Source organism: candidate division KSB1 bacterium (assembly GCA_034505495.1).
Classification (GTDB): Bacteria; Zhuqueibacterota; Zhuqueibacteria; order Residuimicrobiales; family Krinioviventaceae; genus Fontimicrobium_A.
On record JAPDQV010000004.1, the window covers coordinates 34,705 to 54,620 of the forward strand.

14 protein-coding genes are annotated in these 19,916 nt (G+C 53.5%); 1 reads left to right on the forward strand and 13 read right to left on the reverse strand.

What is annotated here, in order from left to right:
* Positions 1-8: 8 nt before the first annotated feature.
* From ONB24_02865 to ONB24_02880, 4 genes are all read right to left on the reverse strand, one after another.
* A complete protein-coding gene (locus tag ONB24_02865; GenBank protein ID MDZ7315045.1) occupies positions 9-1,325 on the reverse strand; it encodes a Coenzyme F420 hydrogenase/dehydrogenase, beta subunit C-terminal domain in 1,317 nt (438 codons plus the stop codon).
* Between the two features lie 50 nt (positions 1,326-1,375).
* Entirely contained in the window at positions 1,376-2,317 is a 942-nt protein-coding gene (locus ONB24_02870; protein MDZ7315046.1) for an aldo/keto reductase, read from the reverse strand.
* A 238-nt stretch (positions 2,318-2,555) separates the two neighbouring features.
* Positions 2,556-3,266 (reverse strand): YIP1 family protein, encoded by a 711-nt coding sequence (locus ONB24_02875; GenBank protein ID MDZ7315047.1) that lies wholly within the window; start codon positions 3,264-3,266, stop codon positions 2,556-2,558.
* A gap of 64 nt (positions 3,267-3,330) precedes the next feature.
* Positions 3,331-3,546, reverse strand: coding sequence for a hypothetical protein (locus ONB24_02880; GenBank protein ID MDZ7315048.1), 216 nt, complete (start codon positions 3,544-3,546; stop codon positions 3,331-3,333).
* Positions 3,547-3,585: 39 nt separating this feature from the next.
* On the opposite strand from ONB24_02880, the gene ONB24_02885 reads away from it, so the two are divergent.
* On the forward strand, positions 3,586-4,971 hold the full coding sequence (locus ONB24_02885) for an MFS transporter (protein MDZ7315049.1): 1,386 nt from the start codon (positions 3,586-3,588) through the stop codon (positions 4,969-4,971).
* A 63-nt stretch (positions 4,972-5,034) separates the two neighbouring features.
* Here ONB24_02885 and ONB24_02890 read toward each other — a convergent pair whose 3' ends face one another.
* From ONB24_02890 to ONB24_02930, 9 genes are all read right to left on the reverse strand, one after another.
* A complete protein-coding gene (locus ONB24_02890; GenBank protein ID MDZ7315050.1) occupies positions 5,035-5,769 on the reverse strand; it encodes an NTP transferase domain-containing protein in 735 nt (244 codons plus the stop codon).
* Positions 5,766-6,887 carry a CDP-glycerol glycerophosphotransferase family protein gene (locus tag ONB24_02895; GenBank protein ID MDZ7315051.1) on the reverse strand — a complete coding sequence of 374 codons (1,122 nt, stop codon included), beginning with the start codon at positions 6,885-6,887 and terminating at the stop codon, positions 5,766-5,768. Before ONB24_02895 ends, ONB24_02890 begins: the two co-directional genes overlap by 4 nt.
* A gap of 26 nt (positions 6,888-6,913) precedes the next feature.
* Complete coding sequence (locus tag ONB24_02900) at positions 6,914-8,125, reverse strand: hypothetical protein (GenBank protein ID MDZ7315052.1); 1,212 nt, start codon at positions 8,123-8,125, stop codon at positions 6,914-6,916.
* 15 nt (positions 8,126-8,140) lie between these two features.
* The gene (locus ONB24_02905; protein MDZ7315053.1) at positions 8,141-10,534 is read right to left on the reverse strand and encodes a S49 family peptidase; all 2,394 of its coding nucleotides are present in this window, start codon (positions 10,532-10,534) and stop codon (positions 8,141-8,143) included.
* 206 nt (positions 10,535-10,740) lie between these two features.
* Positions 10,741-11,847 carry an Ldh family oxidoreductase gene (locus ONB24_02910; protein MDZ7315054.1) on the reverse strand — a complete coding sequence of 369 codons (1,107 nt, stop codon included), beginning with the start codon at positions 11,845-11,847 and terminating at the stop codon, positions 10,741-10,743.
* A 79-nt stretch (positions 11,848-11,926) separates the two neighbouring features.
* On the reverse strand, positions 11,927-13,279 hold the full coding sequence (locus ONB24_02915) for a GWxTD domain-containing protein (protein MDZ7315055.1): 1,353 nt from the start codon (positions 13,277-13,279) through the stop codon (positions 11,927-11,929).
* A gap of 74 nt (positions 13,280-13,353) precedes the next feature.
* Entirely contained in the window at positions 13,354-14,421 is a 1,068-nt protein-coding gene (locus tag ONB24_02920; GenBank protein MDZ7315056.1) for a PorV/PorQ family protein, read from the reverse strand.
* 54 nt (positions 14,422-14,475) lie between these two features.
* Positions 14,476-17,517, reverse strand: coding sequence for a T9SS type A sorting domain-containing protein (locus tag ONB24_02925; GenBank protein MDZ7315057.1), 3,042 nt, complete (start codon positions 17,515-17,517; stop codon positions 14,476-14,478).
* 94 nt (positions 17,518-17,611) lie between these two features.
* Positions 17,612-19,916 (reverse strand): outer membrane beta-barrel protein (locus tag ONB24_02930; GenBank protein MDZ7315058.1); only part of this gene is annotated, 2,305 nt, incomplete at its 5' end.

The following is a 19,916-nucleotide window of genomic DNA, read 5'->3' on the forward strand; positions in this document are numbered from 1 at the left end:
AAAAAAACTTAACGGTACTTTCGTTTTTTACGGTATTGCCGCAAAATAATTAAAAAAGCGCCGTATCTCGAAAGCAATGCTTTAATGAGCGGCTGCCTCAATCGGCGGATGCGGCCGAACCGCATCAAGAAGGATTCGATACGCTCCGTCAGGCGGTCGGTTCTGTCATGTTCCGGAGTACCTCGATCGTAGATTGGAACCGGTTCACCCAGACATTTCAACCGTTCGACGCGCAGATAGGCCGTCAACCCCTTTTTCCGCGCATGCAGACGATGCGTGCGGTATTGCGGATCCTGACTGACTTCTCGGGCGATCAGATCGCCTGCGGCCAATGCCGATTCGACCATCTCGATGCCTGCCGGCGTTCGAACCAACAGGCGCGACTGCGCTTCATAGAGGTAATTGCCGCGGCGGTCGCGCGTCCAAGCGTCCGAAACCGAAACGTCCGAAAATTCCGAGGAACCGTCGATACAAACAGCGCATCGCGGCGGCGTATAAAGGTACATCAAATAGTTGATCGCCCCGTCCTTGAAATTCGAATAGTGAAGATTTTTAATACCGCCGTCCTTCATGACCGCACGTATGCGCCCAGGCCAGCGGCCGCCGCGAAAATGAAACGTCTTGATCTGCCGCTTGTCGATGCCCTTGGCCGCCAGCAGCTCCTCGGCCACATACGGTTCGAGGCTCGAAGCGCAGAAAAGACCGATGATATACTTGATGTTTGCGATCAACTGCGGCCGTTTTTCCTGTATCAGCCGAATGCCGTGGATCTGGCAGGGCAAGGCGACGAGTGCAAATCTCTCCTTGGACTTTCGAGTGACCTGTAGAATGGCGTTGACCGGAATGATGGTGTATTTGGACTGCTGGCTGAGCCGGAGGTCTTCCAACGTGCGGGCAATGAACACCTGACCGAGCCATGGTTTTTCGGGATTCATACGCGTCACGATGCAGGCGTCGACTTTGCCGGAGCGCAGCAGGTGACTTGCAAGCGCAGTCACTACGCCGCCGCCGGCTCCTCCGGCCCGAATGGCCGGATCGCCTGCAAACCCGATAAATGTTTTTCGCACATGTCCGTCAAACGTCCGTTCCGGCGCCTGGGAGCCGAAAACAAAAGTTTCCAATTCTTTGTATCTTACCTCGCCACCCGGACAGACAAGCCGGCACAAGCCGCAGGCAATGCATTTATCAGCGTCCAACCGCGGAAAAAAGTTCTCGTCAAGAAAAAGAGCGTCTACGGGACACACACCGACGCAGGTCCCGCAGCGCGTACAAAGACGATGATCTGTAAAAGAAATGCTCAGAATCGCCGGATCGATTTTCCGCAAAACTGCTCCTTATTTTTGTTCATGTCGCCATTAAGTTTTTAGGGTCTTCATTACGGTTCGGCAAACAAAGCCTCCAGCCACGCGGCGTCCTCATCGGTCAATTGAATCTCCGCCGCCCGAACATTTTCCTCCACCTGAGCTACTTTACGGGCCCCGACGATGGCGCTGGTGACGGCAGGATGGCGCAAAACCCAGGCAACGGCCAGGTTCCCGACCGTAGCGTTATAATCGGCGGCTTTTTGGCGCATTTTTTCCACTTTTTGCAGATAGCGGGACAACAACGGTTCGCGGAATAGAGGCTCTTTTTGCCGCCAATCGTCCGGCGCCAGCTGCGTGCGATCGAAACGGCCGCTCAGCAGACCGGACATCATGGGACTGTACGCCACAACGCCGATGCCGGTTTTTAGGCAGTAAGGCAGAATCTCCTTCTCGACTTCGCGGCGAATGAGATTATAGGGCGGCTGTAGACTGTCGACATGGTGAATCGCCTCGCACTTGCGCAAAAGGGGCACGTCGAAATTAGAGACGCCGATCCAACGCACCTTGCCCTCTTTTTGCAGTTTGGTCATCTCGTGCCAAGCTTCGGCTTCACTCTGATTGGCGTGCGGCCAATGGATTTGATAGAGATCGATGTAATCCGTCTTTAGCCGCTTGAGACTGGCCTCCGCTTCGCGTCTTATGCTTGCCGGCGAAATATCGTTGCGAACGCGCCCCTGATCGTCCCACACCAATCCGCACTTGGTGGCAATATACACGTCTTTGCGGACGCCCTCCAGCGCCTTGCCGACGATCTCTTCCGAATGGCCGAGGCCGTAGACGGCGGCCGTGTCGATCCAATTGATGCCCAGATCAAGCGCCCGATGAATGGTGCGAATGGACTCTGCATCATCCGACGGTCCCCACCCGTATTTCCAAGAGCCGCCGATCGCCCAGGAGCCCAAACCGATGACCGTAAACTCGGGTCCATTGCTCCCCAACTTGCGCGTTTTCATTGCTCCTCCTTGCATACAACTTTTTGACGTCCGATCTTCGACCGAAATCGAAATCTTTCCCTGCAGGGTTTAAAATGATCGTCAATTATTGTTGTAAAATTAAAGAGCAGACCTCCAAACGCCTTCTAAAAATTAAGTATCTGGCGAATCGTGCTTTACCGGCATTCGCCAAACTCCTGAAGTGCTTCGCATGGATATCACCGGATAAAGCAGTAACTGACGCTTCCTTGGCCGGTCTTTACTTGGGCATAATAAGAAAAGCCGCCAACAGCGGCAGCAACAACAGCAGCAGCACGAATAAAATGGCGCCCATGCTTCTCCAGACCGAGAAACGGCTGACTTCGGCTATGGTTTGGACAAGAATGAAGACGGTCAGAAACGACAATAGTAAATCCACGCCGCCGAAAAAGGAGTAAAGTGCGCTCAGCAGGCCGTGCGATTCGACAAAAGGCCGAGCATCCTTGAACAGCTCGTCTCGAAACAGGATGTAGCGAACACCCCAAAGGGGCAGCAGGTAGACGGTCGGCGCCCACGACCAGGCCACGGCGGCGCGCACAGCCGACCTGTCGGCCAAGCCTCCAAACCAACGGGTGACAAACGTCAACGCCAATGTCCACAGCCACAGCGAAAGAAAACCGGCCAATGGTCCGAAAGCAAGAATGAACAAAATGATCTCATCAAGCTCGAGGGCGCTGCCGAGCGCCATATTAACGGCAAAATTACAGGCCTGCGCCACGCCGCCTCCGGCAGCCAGCAGCAGAAGCGAACGCCGCGGATCCGTATCCACGATCTGCCGGATCGTGCCGCGCGGATTGAGCCAAATACTCGCCCAAGGATTCATTATATTGGCAAATTTATAGTTATTTTTCTCATCGACAGTCACGCCGCTGCTCAGGAGCATTTGCTTTTTATACGGCGGCTGTTGACCCGAAAACCTATTTTTATTCAATGAGCTTCGCCAAAAGACTGACGGCCGCAATCCATAAAGATTCGAAGGATAGAGCCGTTAAAACTCACGAAAAAATAGAAATTTTTCCCGGCAAACACAAGCCGATTGATTTTTTCGGCGTTGCCGGTCGATCGCCAGCTTTTTCAATTTGTCCTAGTTTCAAAGCTTGAATCATGTCTCCGGAAGTGTCAAGCGAGGATGAAAGGTTATTTAAAAAGTGCTTGTTTTGTGGATGAAATTTTCGTTTCTTGCCTTCGATAAAGACCTCGAGGTAAAACACAGTTCAATGACCTTCGCTCAACCATCGCGAGGACAAGAGATGAACCAATCTGACTCCACTGCCTACGGCCCCTCCGCAGCGCTGCGCTGGTCGGTCTTGGTCTTAATTAGCCTAACCATGTTTGCCAATTATTACTTTTTCGACGCCCTTTCGCCCCTCAAAAAACTGCTGCAGGAAAAGCTGCTGTGGACTTCAACGGATTACGGCTTTTTCAACTCGGCTTACAGCATCAGCAACGTGTTCTTGTTCATGGCGGTCATTGGCGGGATCATTCTGGACAAGCTCGGCATTCGCCTAACCGGAATCCTGTTTACATCGTTTATGGTTCTCGGCGCTGCGTTGACCGCCTACGGCGCCGATGACGCTTTTCTCTCCGGCGGTCCCGGTTTTCACTTGATTTCCTCGATTTTTCCGTCGATGTCACCCTCACTGAAAATGATGTCCCTCGGCTTCTTTCTTTTCGGCCTCGGCGCCGAAACGAGCGCCATCGTCTTTACCAAAGCCATCGTCAAATGGTTCAGCGGCAAAGAGTTAGCCCTGGCCATGGGCATGAATCTCGCCTTCGGCAGATTGGGTCAAGCGGCGGCAATGATCATCTCCCCCCGTTTGGCCGAAACCGAGACCCGCTGGACAGCGGCCATTTGGTTCGGCGCCCTGCTCTTGGCGCTCGGTCTGGGCTGTTTTCTCATTTACACCTGGTTCGACCGCCGCTTCGATCGGCTACACCGGCAGCTCACAGCCGAAGATGAGAGTGAAAAATTCCGCCTGGCCGATCTCAAAACCTTGATTACCGATCGCTCTTTCATCTACATTACTCTGCTTTGTGTGACTTTCTACAGCGCCGTATTTCCGTTCGTAAAATATGCGCCGGATCTTTTGGTCAATAAGTTCGGCCTAACGGCGGAAAAAGCCGGCATGATCGTTTCCATTCTGCCGTTCGGCACCATCCTCTTTACGCCGTTGTTCGGCACAATTACCGACCGCATCGGCAAAAGCGCAACTCTAATGATCTACGGTTCCGTGCTCCTCGTCGCCGTACATCTCACCTTTGCGCTGACATCGATCAATCCCTATGTGCCCATCTTTTTTCTCGGCGTCGCCTTTTCGCTCATTCCGGCTGCGATGTGGCCTTCGGTCACCAAGCTGGTGCCGCAAAGCCGCCTCGGCTCGGCCTATGGAGTCATGTTTTCAGTACAGAATCTGGGATTGTGGGCGTTCCCGTACTTGATCGGTCGAGTGCTGGATCTTTCCAATAAACAGGTAACGCCGGAAGCCATCCGCAACGGCACGGCAGTGTATGACTATACCAATCCGCTGCTGCTGCTGGTCTGCGTCGGTGCATTAGGAGTGCTCTTTGCTTTTCTTTTGAAAAAAGAGGACAAGACTTCAGGCTACGGACTTGAGCAACCGAACAGGAAGGCCTAATTTATCAAAGGATGGCGGCTTTTGTGAAAAATGCCTAGGAGAAAAACAAACCGATCAGGGGGTTCAAGTCGTGGTCACCACTTGCGGCAGCTTTTTCTTTGCTGCCGGCTTTAAGGCGTGTCGATAGGCTTCCGGCGTATCGATGTCGATCCATTTTTTCTTCTTAATGAATACTGCGCCCATTCGTTTTTCGGCAATCAATGCCGTAACACCGGCGCTGATGGACTCCAACCCTTTCTCTGCCTGAGCCCTCATGCAGCGAAAAAAATGACCATCAAGCCGAAAAACGCCGCAATCAATGCCGTTATAGTTTTCCAGCTCCTTGCCGATTCGGAGGATCCGTTTTCCTTTTACCAGAACCTTGGTGGCGTCGTCGAGGTCAAAAACCTTCTCGATGCGCTTGTCGACAAGAAGCAAATTCTTACGGCGTTTGCAGCGGATCAACTTCCTAATGGCTTTCGGCGGGACAATGTGGTCGCACATCGAGAGAACAAACGGCTCGTCGCCGACTTCTTTTTCGGCAGCCAGAACCGAAAGACCATTGCCGCGGCGCCACTCGGGATTTTCGACAAAAGTGATGCGAATGCCAAAGTTGTCCTGCGACACGACATATTGAATGATGTCGTTTTTTCTCCAGCCGACAACAATAACAATTTCGTCTATTCCGCACTTTTTCAAGTTGCGTATGATGCGCGACAGAATTGTGCCTTTTTTATATGGCAGAAGCGTTTTCGGTCTTTGGTTCGTCTTTTCCCACAGCCTGCTGCTCTGCCCGGCGGCAATAATGACGGCTTTCATGCCCGCTCCTGAGGATTGTTTTCATGCCCGCCCTCTTCATACAACTCTTCCATTTTTGCCACGAATCGTTCGGCGGCATGACCGTCTAATTGATAAAAGAGTTCCTCGCGGTATTGATCAGCGAGTTTACGCATTTCCGGCGTCGGCGAGAGCGCCCGTTCAATTGCATCGCGAATCTGCTTTCCTGAAGAAATATGGGGAAAGGCGCCCTTGAGAAATTCCCGATTGTCGATTTCGAGCAGCGGTTCGCCGTCCGAGTGGCGCAGGCGATCGCAGGGCAGTTCATAGACGATGCCGAATTTGCCGAGCGCTAAAAAGTCGAACACCGTGCTCGACGCCTCGCTGATGAGCGTATCGGCAACGGCATAATAGGGAACAATGTTGTACGCATCGAACGGCAGCAGCACCGCATGCCTGTACTTGCGCACTCGGCGTTCATAGATACGGTGCTGCCGATGCGGCGCATATTTGCCCATCCAGCTGTAGGGATGCAGCTTGATGATGAGATTATAGTCGCGGGTCTGCTCGAAAATATCGTCCTTTACTTCGTACAAACAGGTCGGCTTGTAAGTGGGGGCAAAGAGCACGGTTTTTTTCGCGGGATCCAATCCCAAGCTGCGAAGAATGGCTTCACGGTCAGAGTAGCGGCCTTGAAAGTAATAGTCGAGCTTGGGGAGTCCAATCAAATGGACTTCGCTTTTGTTCAAGCGGCCGGAACGCTGCAGCGCCTCGACGCGATGCCTGCCTTCGACAAAAATCTGATAGCGGTCATGCGGTACTTTGGCCAAATTACGATACAGAATGGTTTTAATTCCGGTGCCGTGATTAAGGAAACAGAGCAGCGTTTTGCCGTACGCGGCGGAATTTCTCAATGTGTCGCCGGTGATGACGATGTCAAAGCCTCTGGTTTCATCCGTAAAACGATAACCTTGCTTTTCCCATTCTTTGATGATATGGGCTCGGTAGGGGAAATCGAACAGCAGCACCCGCCGCTGTTCCATATCGAGTGAGAACCAAACGTCGTATTTGGGATTATTGAGAAGCAGCTCGATTACCGGATCGAAAGCCGCCTTGTGGTACACATAGCCGATTTTGAAAAGCAGTTTGATTTTCTTCATGCGCGGGAAAAGATTCCTTTCCGATGTCAAGGTAATGCAGACACGATTTCGCTCAGGGAAACGCCCAAAGCTCTGCGGCTGATTTTGTCCAGTTCTCTTTCATCCCCCAAAAGATGCAGAGTTGCGTGGATATGTTCCAGCGATTGGCCGGGCGCCAGGGCGGCAGCCGGAGAGGAGGTCTCCAATTCGTAAAAAGGCCCCATCGGCTTGGCGCCGGGCGCTGCCGGGCCGTCGTTGTAGCTGTTCACAACATCGCCGGCATAGGGTTCCTCTTGAATTTCCCACATCGAGTTGACATAATCGGTGACGCCTTCCGGTTGATTGAACGTCACCAAGGTCAGAAGCTTCAGATCGGCGTCATAACTGCCGAGAATGTTTTTGGCGCGTTTCGGATTGATGCCGATCTTGCTGCGCAGACGGCCGTCGCCTTTAAAGAACAGCACGCTGTCGCGCACCGCCAATCTGTCTGCCGGCGGCTTGCCGAAATAGGCATCGTTGACTTTTGGTCCCAGCGTTTCCTCATCGCCGGGCTTGAAAGGAATGACGATGGTTGTTTTGGGAGATGGATTGTACATGCCTAGAATCCATACGGAGAGGAGGCCGGTTTCTTTTCGCCAAGCATTGTCGCCGCAGTTAGTGATGACATTGCGCGACTCAAAGGCCGTCGCCTTGAGAGCGGCCGAAACCGTAAAATGAAAGCGCTCGGCAATTTGTTCGGGAGTCAGGAGGATGACGGTTCGGTCGAGGCGCAAATTAAACGGCGTTCCCGAATAATTTACCAAGCTCATTTCTTTACGAAAGATGACATGCTTGCGGCTATGCTCGACAACCTCGTAAGCGCCTTCGTTGATCGGCGGCGGCGTGAACCAATGCTCCAAATCGAAGGGATCGCCGGCTTTGAAAAAGATGGAGAATTGGCCTCCTTCAGGCCCAAGCCAAAATCGGTCTTCGCCGCCGTAAGCGTTGATGTGCGGATTGTTTTCACCCGAGGCGATCAGCTCACGGTTGACCCAGCCGAAACTGATTCCATCAAGGCCGTCGGCCGTGCTCGTCATAACCCGTCCCTGCAGCGAGGGCGCAACGATCACCTGCGAGCGTTCATCGTCGCTCTTTATCACCAAAACCCGAGTGTGTTTCTGTAGAAACTCCAGATCGTCTTTGAACATGGCGACGTTTCCTTCCTTTTTCGCAGTTTGGCAGGCGGCGAACAGCAGAAAAATCCAACCGATGCGTTTCATAAAACGGCCCTCCGTTTAGCGCTCCAAAGAGGGAAAATTATCCGGCGACATCATTAAGACGGGTTTCAACGGTTGGTCGAGCAGAATCCGCAAATAGTCGATCGACGGGTCCGAGGTTGTTTTAACGGCAAAAAAGGAGCTCAACAACTCTTCGAGATTGTCCTTCGGATAGTATTCGACGATCCGCCACGGCTTATCGCCGGCGATCTTGGTCTCTTCGGCTGCTCTTTCGACAGCTTTAAGAAGACCGCCAATCTCATCCACCAAACCGGCCTCTTTTCCGTCCAGGCCCGAAAAGAATCGTCCTTGCCCCACCGCGTCGACTGCCTCTCGGCTCATAGCACGTCCTTGTGCAACCTTGCCGATGAACAGCTCATACATTTCACGAATCCATTTTTCAACTGCAGCCTTTTCCTCGTCCGTCAGGTTACGGCGCGGTACGGTCAAACTGATGACCGGCAAAGTAACGCCGCTTTCTATATCGGCATGATCGCCGCGCTGAACGCGGTCCTCGCTCATCCCCCATTTGGCGGAAAATCCTTTATCGTAAACCCATCCGCCGATAACGCCGATGGAGCCGGTGACTGTATTCGGACCGGCCAGTATTCTTTTGCCGTACATGGAAAGCCAATAGCCGCCGGAGCCGGCCACTTGACCTTGGCTGACGATGACCGGCTTTTTCTCCGCGCATTTTTTCATCGCTTCAGCGACAATATCTGCAGCAAGAGCCGATCCTCCCGGCGAGTCGACCCGAAAGACAATTGCCTTGATTTCGCGATCCTTGGCCAGACGTTCGAACAGCTTGGCCAGTTTTCTGGCGCGAATGCCGCTTTCCAGATCGCAGGCGCCGAGGCCGTAAATCAACGCGATCTTTTGCGCTCCGCCCCATCGATCATCATACAACGCCAGGTCGTACAGATCCTTGCGGCGCAGTTTCATCAATCGACCCTTGCCGCACTCCTTGAGGATCGTCTTTAGGTCGTTCCAGCGGCCCAGCCGATCGACCAGCTTGAGCTCAAGCGCTTTTTCCGCGCTCAGCAGGGCGAACTGATTGATGATCGAGTCGAAGCGGCTCTCCGTAAAGCCGCGCGAGCTGCAGACGTCGCTCCGCAGCAGCTCGTACCAATCATCCAAGTAGGCCTGGCGCTGCTCGCGATCCGCCTCGGACAAATCCTCACGGCTGTAAGTTTCAAGCGCGGATTTCCATTTAAAGTAGCGCCATTCATCAAATCCGAGTCCCAGCTTTTCCAGCGTGCCTTTAAGATAAGTTCGGCTCATGACCAGACCGGGAAGAAAAAGCATGCCGAGGGGATCCATGACCAGTTCGTCGGCCGCCGAAGACAGATGATAGCCGGTCATACCGGCTTCTTCAATAAAGACGATGACCCGCTTTCCATTGCGCCGCGCACGAATCAGCTCTTCGCGCAGCTCCCAAGCGTGTTCCGGCCGCACCAAAAGTCCGGTCAAATTCACGGCGATCGCCGCCAAACGCGGATCGTCGGCTGCCGCACACAAGTCCCGTAACAGCGGATAAAAAGCTTCCTGCGTGCCGCTGAACAGCAGTCCTCTTCGATAATCGACAGCGCCTTTTATCTCAAAGGCGGCATAAGCTTTCTCTTTCATGAACCGGCTCACCCATGAAGGCCGCAACGAGCCGGCACGCATCATGAGCAAGGTGCGAGCCGAACCGCCGCCTTCAGGCTGAATCGTATGCGCGGCAATGGAGCCGTGACCTATATCAAAGGTCAACCCCAAACTGTACGACTTGTCTCCGAAATATCTGCCGACGGCATAAAGGCCGGTAATCGGCTGTACGGCAGCGCCGACGCTCCAGCTTTTTTCGCTCATCTTGACGTTTTTATCAAGAACCGCATCGCCGAAAATCGTCAGCCTCGAGGTTCCCAAGGGACGCCATCCGATTTCCATGACCGACCAGGGAGAAGCGTTCCCCTGCGGAAAAAAGGCTGCGGCGCCGATAGAAAGCTGTCGAGCGGGCCGCAGGATGACGCCGGCACGCCACTCTGTCTCAGTTCCCTGTTTGTCCGTTCGTTGCGACCATTGATATCCGAATCCAAAGGCTGCCTTTTCATCGCCGCCTGCCAAAGCCAAATGATAGCTGGTTTGCGCCGTCGCAGGGCTAAGCTGCTTTCTGGTAACACCTGCGCCTAATCCCTTTAGACTGGAAAAGAGCGCCCAGTTTTCCAACTTTTCTTGCGGCAGCGCAGCGTGCGCTTGAAATTCAGGAAAGGGGAGCATGGCGACCACGGCGGGATTTGCGCAGCCGAGCAGACCGGTCCCGAACGCTGACGAAGGGGCCTGCAAATACTCGAAACGTTGATAGTAAGAAGGCTGGGCGGCAAGCCCCGCAGCTTCGAAAAGCAGTAGGCAGAAAAGTGCAGCCGGCTTCATAAATCCTCCTCTGCGGTTACTTGTCGATGCCGTGCTTTCCCGTTGCTTGGGTCATGATGGCGCATTGCGGTTATAAATTTAATCCGCGAATGAACGCCAATGAGCGCCAATAGGTGGAATTTTTAGGTTGTTTGATTCGCGTGCATTCGCGTTTATTAGCGGATTTATGATTTTTCTCCGTTACAAAATTCGCAGCTTTTCAAGGATCATTCCCAAGGAAACCGCCAATGATGGAGCGCCAATTCGTCGCGCATTTGCACCAGCTGTTTTTGCACCAAAGGCGGCAAGGGTGCGCCGGTCTTTTCGCGCTCGATCGAAAAGAAATATTCCTTCTCCCCATGGGTATAGATCCGCTCGGCGCCTTTAGCCTTGCGTGAAGACCTCAAGCTCCGGAGGATATCGCCGCTCTGTTTTTTGAATTGTTGCGGATCTGCAAAGTGGGAAACATCGACGGCAATGAAAAAGTGAGAAAGCGGAATCGCCGTCTTTTTCCCGCTCTCGTCGACGCCGTTCAGTTGTTTTAGAAACGGGCTGAGCGTCAATCCGGCGGTGAGCAGTTCGACGACCGCGGCAAAGCCGTACCCCTTGTGCCCTCCCATCTCCTCTCCTATTCCTCCGAGCGGTGTAAGGGCGGCGGTCCCTGACGTTAAAGCCTTCAACACTGCCTCTGCGTCGGTCATTGCTTTTCCGTCTGAATCGACCACCCAACCGACCGGCAGCGGCTTGCCCAAGCGTGCGTACAGTTCAATTTTGCCGCGTTGACAGGTCGATGTGGCATAGTCGTTGGTAAAAGGGAACGGCTCGTCCGTCGGCACGGCAAAGACCAACGGATTTGTACCGAGCAGGTTTTCGACACCCCAAGTCGGGGCGACAGACGGCCGCGCATTGGTGCCGGTGAGCCCGATCATGTCCCGTTCGCAAGCCATCAAAGGATAGTATGCCGCGATACCGTAATGGGTAGAGTTTTTGGCAACCACCATTCCGATGCCGTAAACGGAGGCCTTTTCGATGGCCATTTCCATGCATCGTTTGGCAACAACCATTCCCATGCCGTTGCCGCCGTCGATTACGGCGGTGGCGCCGATGTCCCGTTCGACCTTGATCTGCGTCACGGCGTTCTGCGTCCCCTCTCTGATGCGGTCATAGTAGATCGGCTTCAGCCTGCCGACTCCGTGCGAATCAATTCCGCGGCGGTCCGCCGCTGCCAGCACGTCGGCGCAGATTTCGGCGTCTTCCGCCGGACACCCCAGACCTATAAAGACATCTCGGGCAAAATCTTTTAATTTCTGAATCGGATAATATACTTCCGCCATTGATATGTCCTTATCTGCATACGGCACTGTTAATCTAATGTTAAAATTTACAAAAACTGAATTTGCTCTCCAATCGAAATCAGTATCCTTTTCGCAAAACAGACATATAATTTGCGTCCTGCAGTTCCCCGAAAAGATCCGAATGAACCAACCTATAATTTCGGTATCCTTCAAGATCGCCGAATACAAAACGCACGCCGTTTTGCAGTTTTTGATAGAACCAGATTTCGTAAGGGACAAAGTTCTGTTCATTCGGTCGCCGCTCTATGTCGTCCGGCGGGCCGTAAATCATATAGACTCGGCCCCTATCGGTCTTCCAACCGTCGATTCTAAAGGCTTGAAAATGTTCATTTGCGTAGGCATAGCGCCGGTAATACTCCTCTCGCACCGGATTACTACCGACCGCATACTGCGGATATTTGTTATGCCAAAAGTTGTAAACGAAGCGCCGCTTGCCTTCTAAATTGGCGATTTGTCCATGAACCTGCTGCTCCTCTTTGGAAAGCAGATAAAAGATTATCTGAAATTCGAGATCGATCTGAGAAGAGTCCATGGAAGCCAAAACCGAATCTTCATAAGGCTCACTCGACCCTGCTTGCGCCAAAGCTTCTTTCTGCAATACGAAAAAGGTTTTTTGCTGAACGGCCAACGGTTGACCGCTCAGTGTCTGCATTTCCACCACCAGCCGGTAAGCGCCGGAGTTCAGTTTGCCGACGTTTACCGCGCCGATCTCGACGCTGGGAGAAACGGCCTGCGCTTTGACCACTGCTTTTTCCGGCAATACCGCGTCATCGCTTTCTTTGGCTATGACACGATAGACCATTCGATACCCTTCTTTCGGCGGCTCGTAAGCTTCCACATAACTGAAGAGCATCGGTTTCTCAAAGGAAAAAATGAGACTGGGGTTTGGTTCTACAATCAAGCCGTTTTTGTAAAAGGGCGAAGAGGTATTGCCGGCCGCCTGAAACAAATTGCCGGCGACTTGTATCTCGCTGATGCGCGGAACTCCCGTGGAAGGCGGTGGAAGACTGAGAGGAAATCGAAGGCTGTCGAACCGCTGCGGCTGATTGAGGTCTTTGAGAACGAATTCACCGTCATAATTTCCGTAGGGTATCGCGACGCCGATTTTATCCACAATGGCGCTGAGCGGCTGTTCTTCGCCGCTTCGCTCTGCTTCGCTTTTCCAGGCAAATTCTTTGACCGGCAGCCCGTTTTGACGAAGGCGTATGACGCCCAGAGTCGATGCGATCTGTTTGCCGTCGCGGGTCACAAAGACCGGTGCGCTGCTCGGCAGGCTGTAGTAAAATTCGACATAGGCGTTTTGGCCGTCATATTCGAATTTGGCCCAATCCAGACTGGTATGAAGTCCCTGAGAATAAACTTGTACCGCAACAAGAAAATACAAAACAAGATAGATATCCCTGCACCTCATGACACACCCTTTTTAAAAAGAAAGGGTTGACCCCCGAAGGAATCAACCCTTTGGTTTCTGATGATATGAACGACTTAGAAGCCGACCGTGAGGCAGAAGAACTGGGCGTTGTTAAAGAACTCGGTCAGACGGTACGCATAATCCAACGTGACCGGAAAACCGACGTTGAACTTGACGCCCAGTCCGAACGACGGCCCGAAGAGATAGTCTTCGCTCGCCGAAACGAACTTGCCGCTTTCGTTCTCACCCAATCCTTCTTTGAATGCCAGAGAATAAGCACCGCGCAGGAATAAAAAGTCGCGCAGCGACAGCTCGGCGCCGGCAATGTACTGATCATAGGCGTAAGCGTTGTTCACAAAAGCGCCCATCAGATCGAGATTGATCTGTTCGCCGAGGTTGAGGGCATAAGAAACGCCCAGCTTGAGCTGTGACGGTAAGTCGAACGAAGCCGTCGGGATCGAGACCGAGGTCTGCACGGTTCCGGCTTCGGTGCCGGGCATGATCACGCGGCGCTCCAGATCGGTACCGATGAACTTCATATTGGTGCCGAAATTGGTCAGCACCACGCCCAGCTTGAGACCGGAGACCGGACTGACGTATTGCAGACCAAAGTCAAAGCCGACACCCTGCGCGCCCGTGCTCATGATGCGCTCGGTGACCAGTTTTGCCGTGGCGCCGAACAGAATGCGGTCGGTCATCTTGCGGCTGTAGGTCAGTCCGACGGTCAGATAGGTGGGTGAAAACACCTTGCCGGTGCCTTCGGGATTGGTAACGGTGGTCTCCATAATGTCGCCGAAGCTGAGGGTTTTAAGGCTCAAACCGATGGCGCCGACGCGGCTGACCTGCGTGGCAACCGCAAGATAGTTCACGTCGATGTCGCCGATCCAGTTTTGATGCGAGAACATCGCTTCGGTGTTGCTTTCCGCCATGGCCACGCCGGCCGGGTTCCAATAGATCGCGTCGATGCCGAACACTCCTGCAGTGTTGGCGCCGCTCAAAGCCGTGGAACGCGCGCCGACCGGGATCAGCAGCTCGGTCGCTCCGGCCGTGGCGATGCGCTTCCCGGTGCCGGCGAAAACGGTCGCACTCGACAGCAGGAGAACGCCCGTCAAGAGTACTGCGATAAATCCTTTATATCTCATGGTACGTTCCTTTCTCTTTTTCTTCCAATCCGACAATAATCAAGCCTCGATGAATTAGTAGTAGAGCAGACGCTCATCGCGGTTGATTACTGCAAGCTTGAGAATTTTTTCGCCGACATCCTTGATTTCGATGTGAACGATGTACATGCCGCTGGCCACCGGTACGTCGGCCGCGTTGCGCACATCCCATTCCGCATAAGCGGTGCCGAGCGAGCCCTGTTTCTGCCGATCGGCGTCGGTGATCACGCGCACCAAGTTGCCTGCCAGGTCAAAGATGCGGATGGTGGCGCCGTTGGCCGGCATATTGGTGAAGCGGATAATTCGCTGCGTCGGCTGGGTTTCGTTCGGACTCCAGGCCCAATAGGGATTGGGAACCGCGTTGATGCGGTCGAGCTGGAGTTTGGCCACCTCCGGACCTCTCACTGGCGCAGGCGGGGTGAGTTCAAAGACATCATTTTCACTGTTAATGTGGTTAGCCAGAATGACGAACTTGTCCTGGCCGGTGCCGCCGGGAGAGAACTCGGCTTCGCCGCGACGGTTCACTGCCAACCACCACATGATCGGCAGCTCAAGCTGCGTCAAATCACCAAAGTAATCAGGATTGGGCGTTTCGCTGTAATCGACGTCGAGAATGAACAGCCATTCCCGCGGACCGGTAGATGCGGTGTTGTCATAGTTCGTGTGAGGCCCGGGGAACCATTTGCCGTCGACCAATCCGCCTTCCACATTGTTTTCCATGAACATAACAGCCAGGCGTCGAGGCTTATCGGGATTCTCAATGTCAAAAGCTGCCAAGGGAACGTTCTTTGCGAACTCTTGATAAGCATAACCGCCGCTTGGATTCAGAATGAAAGGAGCGAATTCGGGCTTTGCCGGCGGAGCGGCAGCTCGTCGCATGTAACGATAGCCGTAGGAGACATTCGGATCATTGGGATCAAAGTTGCCGTTTTTATCCACCTTGGCCAGTACCAGCATGACGTTTTTCAACTTAGAGGCCGGGTAGTTATAGCCTGAGCCGAAGAAGGTCGAAGGTTGGGCCCAACCAATGGCGCCGTTAAAACCTTCAAAATGGAATCCGTCAGCGCCTGCCCAAGTAAAGCGGCGAGTGCTTCCCTCCGGAATCTGCCAATCCTTCATTCCCGGCGGCGGACCAGTGACATAAACTTTCATGCCGTCGATGATCGGATAGTCCTCATCGCCGGTTTGATTGGGATTGTCCTCCACGAGCATCTTGCCGGTGTTCTTGTCCTTCAGGCTCCACACATATCCTTCTTCGGTCTCTTTGAAGGTTACCTGATAGGTGTGCCCAGTCAATTTCAGAGCATCAACAACCTTGCCGATGACATTACCGTCGCTTACGCCTTTGGAATGGACGGAGCGGATCAGGTCATCAGCCTTTACCTTCGCTTCGATTCCGAGCGGAGCTTTATAGGGCATTACCATTATCGGCTTATGGCCGCTTTCGGCAACCTTCGGTGAAACCTCGCCGTTGACGGCATAGGACGTGACCGAGTAATAATATTTCTTGTAATTATAAAGCGCTTCGCCCGTCAATTTATCTTTATCGAGCACAATATGACGGGTGATACCGCTGTTCGAACCAAAGGCAACCGGTTTGTTCAAAACCATGCCGGTAGCGGCATCGTAGGTGTTATCGAAAATAATGCCGAAATCGCTAACAACGTCAAAAGTGGCAATCAGCTTCCAAGGACCGGAAACGGACTCGCCTTGATAAATGTTGTAGCCTTCGAACTTGTAACCGCTTTTTTCATAGCTTTCGATTTTTTGGTAGGTGCCGGCCTCATCCTGCCAGGAGAGGATTATTTTACCATCTTCCTGAGCGGCTGCAACAACAGGTGCCGGCGGCTGCGGCAAATCAAAATCGTTATCGAAGGCATTCTGCGCATAAGAGTCAAAGAAGCGCAGCGCATTGACGGCGGCCAAATTGTCGGTTCCAGGAGCGATAATCTTGGAGCCGACAATCACCTGCTTGTCGCCGGGTTTCAGCGTGAACGGGCCCGAGGACATCAGGAAACGTCGGTCGGCCGGATTGGAGTCCAAGTGACCGCTTTTAGTGACCGGATCGCCGGCGAACACGAACTTGGTCGGATTGCCGGTGTGATCCAAATAGGGCGAGCCGTCGCCGGTGAGGCCTTTCATGAAAAAGTACATCTGATTGGCGTCTTCCGGGTCTCCGAAGGGATCGGGTGCGCCGTTCCAATAATAGACAAACGAGGTCATCGGCATATAGGCGTCGCCGACTTTGGGGCCTTGGAAAAAGTCCATGCCGATGGCCGGCGGCGTGGTGCCGTAGGTCGCGTCGACCGGCTTGCCGTTGTAGCAGAAGCCCAGGCTCAGCGTCGTGTCACAGCCGACGAGGTCGTCGCTGGCATCGCCAAGGTCCGGGTCATCCCACAAGGCGACATAGCAGGAATCAAGCGTCAAGCCGCCCTTGTTCTCCACCTCGAACTTCATGAACATGATGTTGCCCAGCGGATCGGCCTTATTGAAGCCGAACACCGTGCATTTCACTTCCAATCCCATCGGCTGGGTCGAAAAGACGTTGGCATGCTGTGCGGCGTTGCCGTCGTTCATAACCCAGAAGATGGTCTGGTCACCGAAAAGTTTCGGTTTGCCGTCTGCGGTCACAGGTGCGCCCTGAGCGACCGGCCAGGAATCCCAGTCGCCGGTGCCGTCGCTGTTAATGATGTAAATCCGGTTCGCCTTATCATTGGGATCGGAGCCCCAAGGACCCGGCACGAACTCGGAAGAATATTCGGCAGCCGCCGTACGGATGACTCCGTCGGCGTCCTTGCCGGCGAACCAGATACCGGAAGCAAAATCTATGGTCTTTTTGCTGCCCTTGGGCCATTCCATACCCGAGTTGCCGGTCTTGCGGTGCGAAACAATCAGACCGTCATTGGCCAGCCAGTTGGCGATGGTGTTGGCGTTGAATTGGGCGTGCATGAATTCCGAGGGCTTGGCCAACTCGGCTCGACGATTGGCCTCGGAATAGACCAGCTGGACGCCCGTAAAGAGCACCAGCAGCGCCAATGCGGCCGGCAGAAGGTATCTCAAGTTGTGTTTCTTCATCATTTGAATCTCCTTTAACTGTTATCGGCAAAAGCAAAACAGTTTGACTATCCGTTTAAAGCCGTTTGCAGAAACATCTCAGACGGCCTTTGCCGGGTTACGGATTCAACTCGAAGCGGAGGCCGAGACGAATCTGGCGCGGCTGCTCCCAGTTGAACGGATGATTGATGCGCGCGCGATAGAGCGCTTCGGCTCGGGCGCCGCCGTTGGTCCGCACCCAGTTCTGTCCGTCGGGCGTCGAGAGCCATCCGTTGTCATCCGGTCGACCGGTAGCTTCATAGATACCGACGGTGAATTCGTTGCCGTTGTTTTTGCGGGTGAAGGGCTGTTTGGTGCCCAGCACATTGATCACCCACAAATAGGCGTTCAAACGCTGATTACCGAACTTGAAATCCTTATCCAACCGCAAATCGACATTATATGTCCACTGGGTATATGCCGAGTTGGTTCCGGCGATCGGGAAGGCCGTGGCAAAGCGCGCCGAATAGACCGTATCGCCGATGCGCTTGGGCGTGTAGGGGAAGCCGCTGCCGACCGTCGCCAGTACGTTGGCACCCCAGGTGTCTGCGCGGTAATCCAAATTGACCGAAGCGGTATGGCGCTGATCGTAATCCAACGGCGCTACAAACACCGGATAGTACTCGTTGCCGATCCAGGTGATGTAAAAGTTGGAATCCGAAGTGGAACCGGTGCCGGTAGCCCACTGCAGCGTATAGTTGACGTTAGCCGACAGTCTTTTGGTGCGGCGCAGCCGATAGGTGAACGAAAAACCTTTAACTGTACCATAGTCGCCGTTCTGGTATTGCGGATAGGTGACCGGCTTGGCATTGACTCGGTTCTTCAGCACCACCAAATCGCGGATTTCTTTGTAATAAGCCGTAATGCTGAGAGAAGAGTTCAGACCCAATTGTTGCCCGAAACCGACTTCGTAAGCAGTCGTCGATACCGGACGGAGGTCGGGGTTACCCACCGTGACTTGGTTACCCTGCGACAACTGGGCCGCCATGTAGTTCCAACCGGTGTAGAGGTGACGCAGTTCAGGCTGCTGGGTGAACTTGCCGAATTGAGCATGGAACACCGTCTTGTCGGTTACCGGGAAAGAGATACCCAAGCGCGGGCTAATGGACCAATGCGCTTCGGTCTTTTCCAGATAATCTTTATCCATCAAACCACCTTTGAGTTTGATGTCGTAGGGGTCCATGGGGCGATAATCGTTGGCGTTCATATAGTCCCAACGCAAACCCAAGTTGAGAACCAGGTCGGCTAACTCGATCTTGTCTTGCACGTAAAAAGAGGCAAGAACCGGATGCTTGGCACCGTCCAGTCCCTCATCTTTAAAAGCTTTGGGATCCGCTACGTTGTCGGCGAAATATTGCGGATAACCAAAGCTTTCCGTATAAGCCGCACGATAAGCCAGCAGCGGATCAATTGACGGATCGTTGGTGAAAATTCCGGCCAACCGCCAAGCGCTGACGGCAAAGCGGCGCAGAGTGTTGTAGCGATACTCGAAACCGGCCTTCAGCTCATGATTGGCCTGCTGACGGGTCGCATCCAGCTTGAGACCGATGACGTTGCTATAGTTGACGCTGTAGGCGCCCTGCGGCCGAATAGGAGCAAAAGCGCCCATACCGAGACGCGGTCGCGAATAATCGATGACGCTCGGAGCCGGCAGTTCAGGCATAAACAGACCATTCTGGTTAAAGTCGAGCTTGTCGCCGTAATCCGCCAGGTTGCGCCAGAAGACCGGGTCGCCGGATTCCTGCATGAATTCAGAGTAATAGGCCGTTCCTTCATAGAAGGTGTTGGCATCGATCGTGTGGCTGATTTTGCCGTAGACGGAATAGTTATAGTCTTCGCTGCGCAGATTGCGTGCGCTGTTGACGAGAGAGAAATATTGCGAATAGCTGCTGTAATCATCGAACGTACCGTTGCCGCCGATCTTGATACGTACCGGATTCAGATCGAACAGCACGTTGCCGTTGAAATTCCAGCGATCCAAAAAGTTGTTGGGCAGAGGACCGTCCTGCAGTTTAACCGGCAGAATTCGCTCGCTGAGCGGAATGCCCAGGCTGTCCATCTTTTGAGTGGTATAAAGAATCTCTTCTTGAGTAAAATCGCCGTCCAAAACCGGATGGCCGCCCGAAGAAGGCGAACGGTCGTAACGATAGGTCTTTTCGCCGGAAACAAAGAACTTGACCTTATCGGTAAAAACCGGCCCGCCGAGGGTCAGGTTGTAGACATTGTAACCGTAAGAATAAGTGCCGAGGGTTTTTGTCTCTTTGCTGAGGAATTCATCGGTAATGACTTCGCCGCTGATGTTCAAGCGGGTACCGCCCGATCGGGAAGAGGCGATCACAATACCCGAATTGGCAAAACCGTATTCGGCGTTGAAACCGCCCGCC

Excerpts from the sequence above, each read along its gene's own strand:
- ONB24_02870 (MDZ7315046.1), bottom strand. The coding sequence starts at position 2,317 with ATGAAAACGCGCAAGTTGGGGAGCAATGGACCCGAGTTTACGGTCATC.
- ONB24_02900 (MDZ7315052.1), bottom strand. The coding sequence starts at position 8,125 with ATGAAACGCATCGGTTGGATTTTTCTGCTGTTCGCCGCCTGCCAAACT.
- ONB24_02895 (MDZ7315051.1), bottom strand. The coding sequence starts at position 6,887 with ATGAAGAAAATCAAACTGCTTTTCAAAATCGGCTATGTGTACCACAAG.
- ONB24_02920 (MDZ7315056.1), bottom strand. The coding sequence starts at position 14,421 with ATGAGATATAAAGGATTTATCGCAGTACTCTTGACGGGCGTTCTCCTG.
- ONB24_02890 (MDZ7315050.1), bottom strand. The coding sequence starts at position 5,769 with ATGAAAGCCGTCATTATTGCCGCCGGGCAGAGCAGCAGGCTGTGGGAA.
- ONB24_02915 (MDZ7315055.1), bottom strand. The coding sequence starts at position 13,279 with ATGAGGTGCAGGGATATCTATCTTGTTTTGTATTTTCTTGTTGCGGTA.
- ONB24_02910 (MDZ7315054.1), bottom strand. The coding sequence starts at position 11,847 with ATGGCGGAAGTATATTATCCGATTCAGAAATTAAAAGATTTTGCCCGA.
- ONB24_02925 (MDZ7315057.1), bottom strand. The coding sequence starts at position 17,517 with ATGATGAAGAAACACAACTTGAGATACCTTCTGCCGGCCGCATTGGCG.
- ONB24_02905 (MDZ7315053.1), bottom strand. The coding sequence starts at position 10,534 with ATGAAGCCGGCTGCACTTTTCTGCCTACTGCTTTTCGAAGCTGCGGGG.
- ONB24_02885 (MDZ7315049.1), top strand. The coding sequence starts at position 3,586 with ATGAACCAATCTGACTCCACTGCCTACGGCCCCTCCGCAGCGCTGCGC.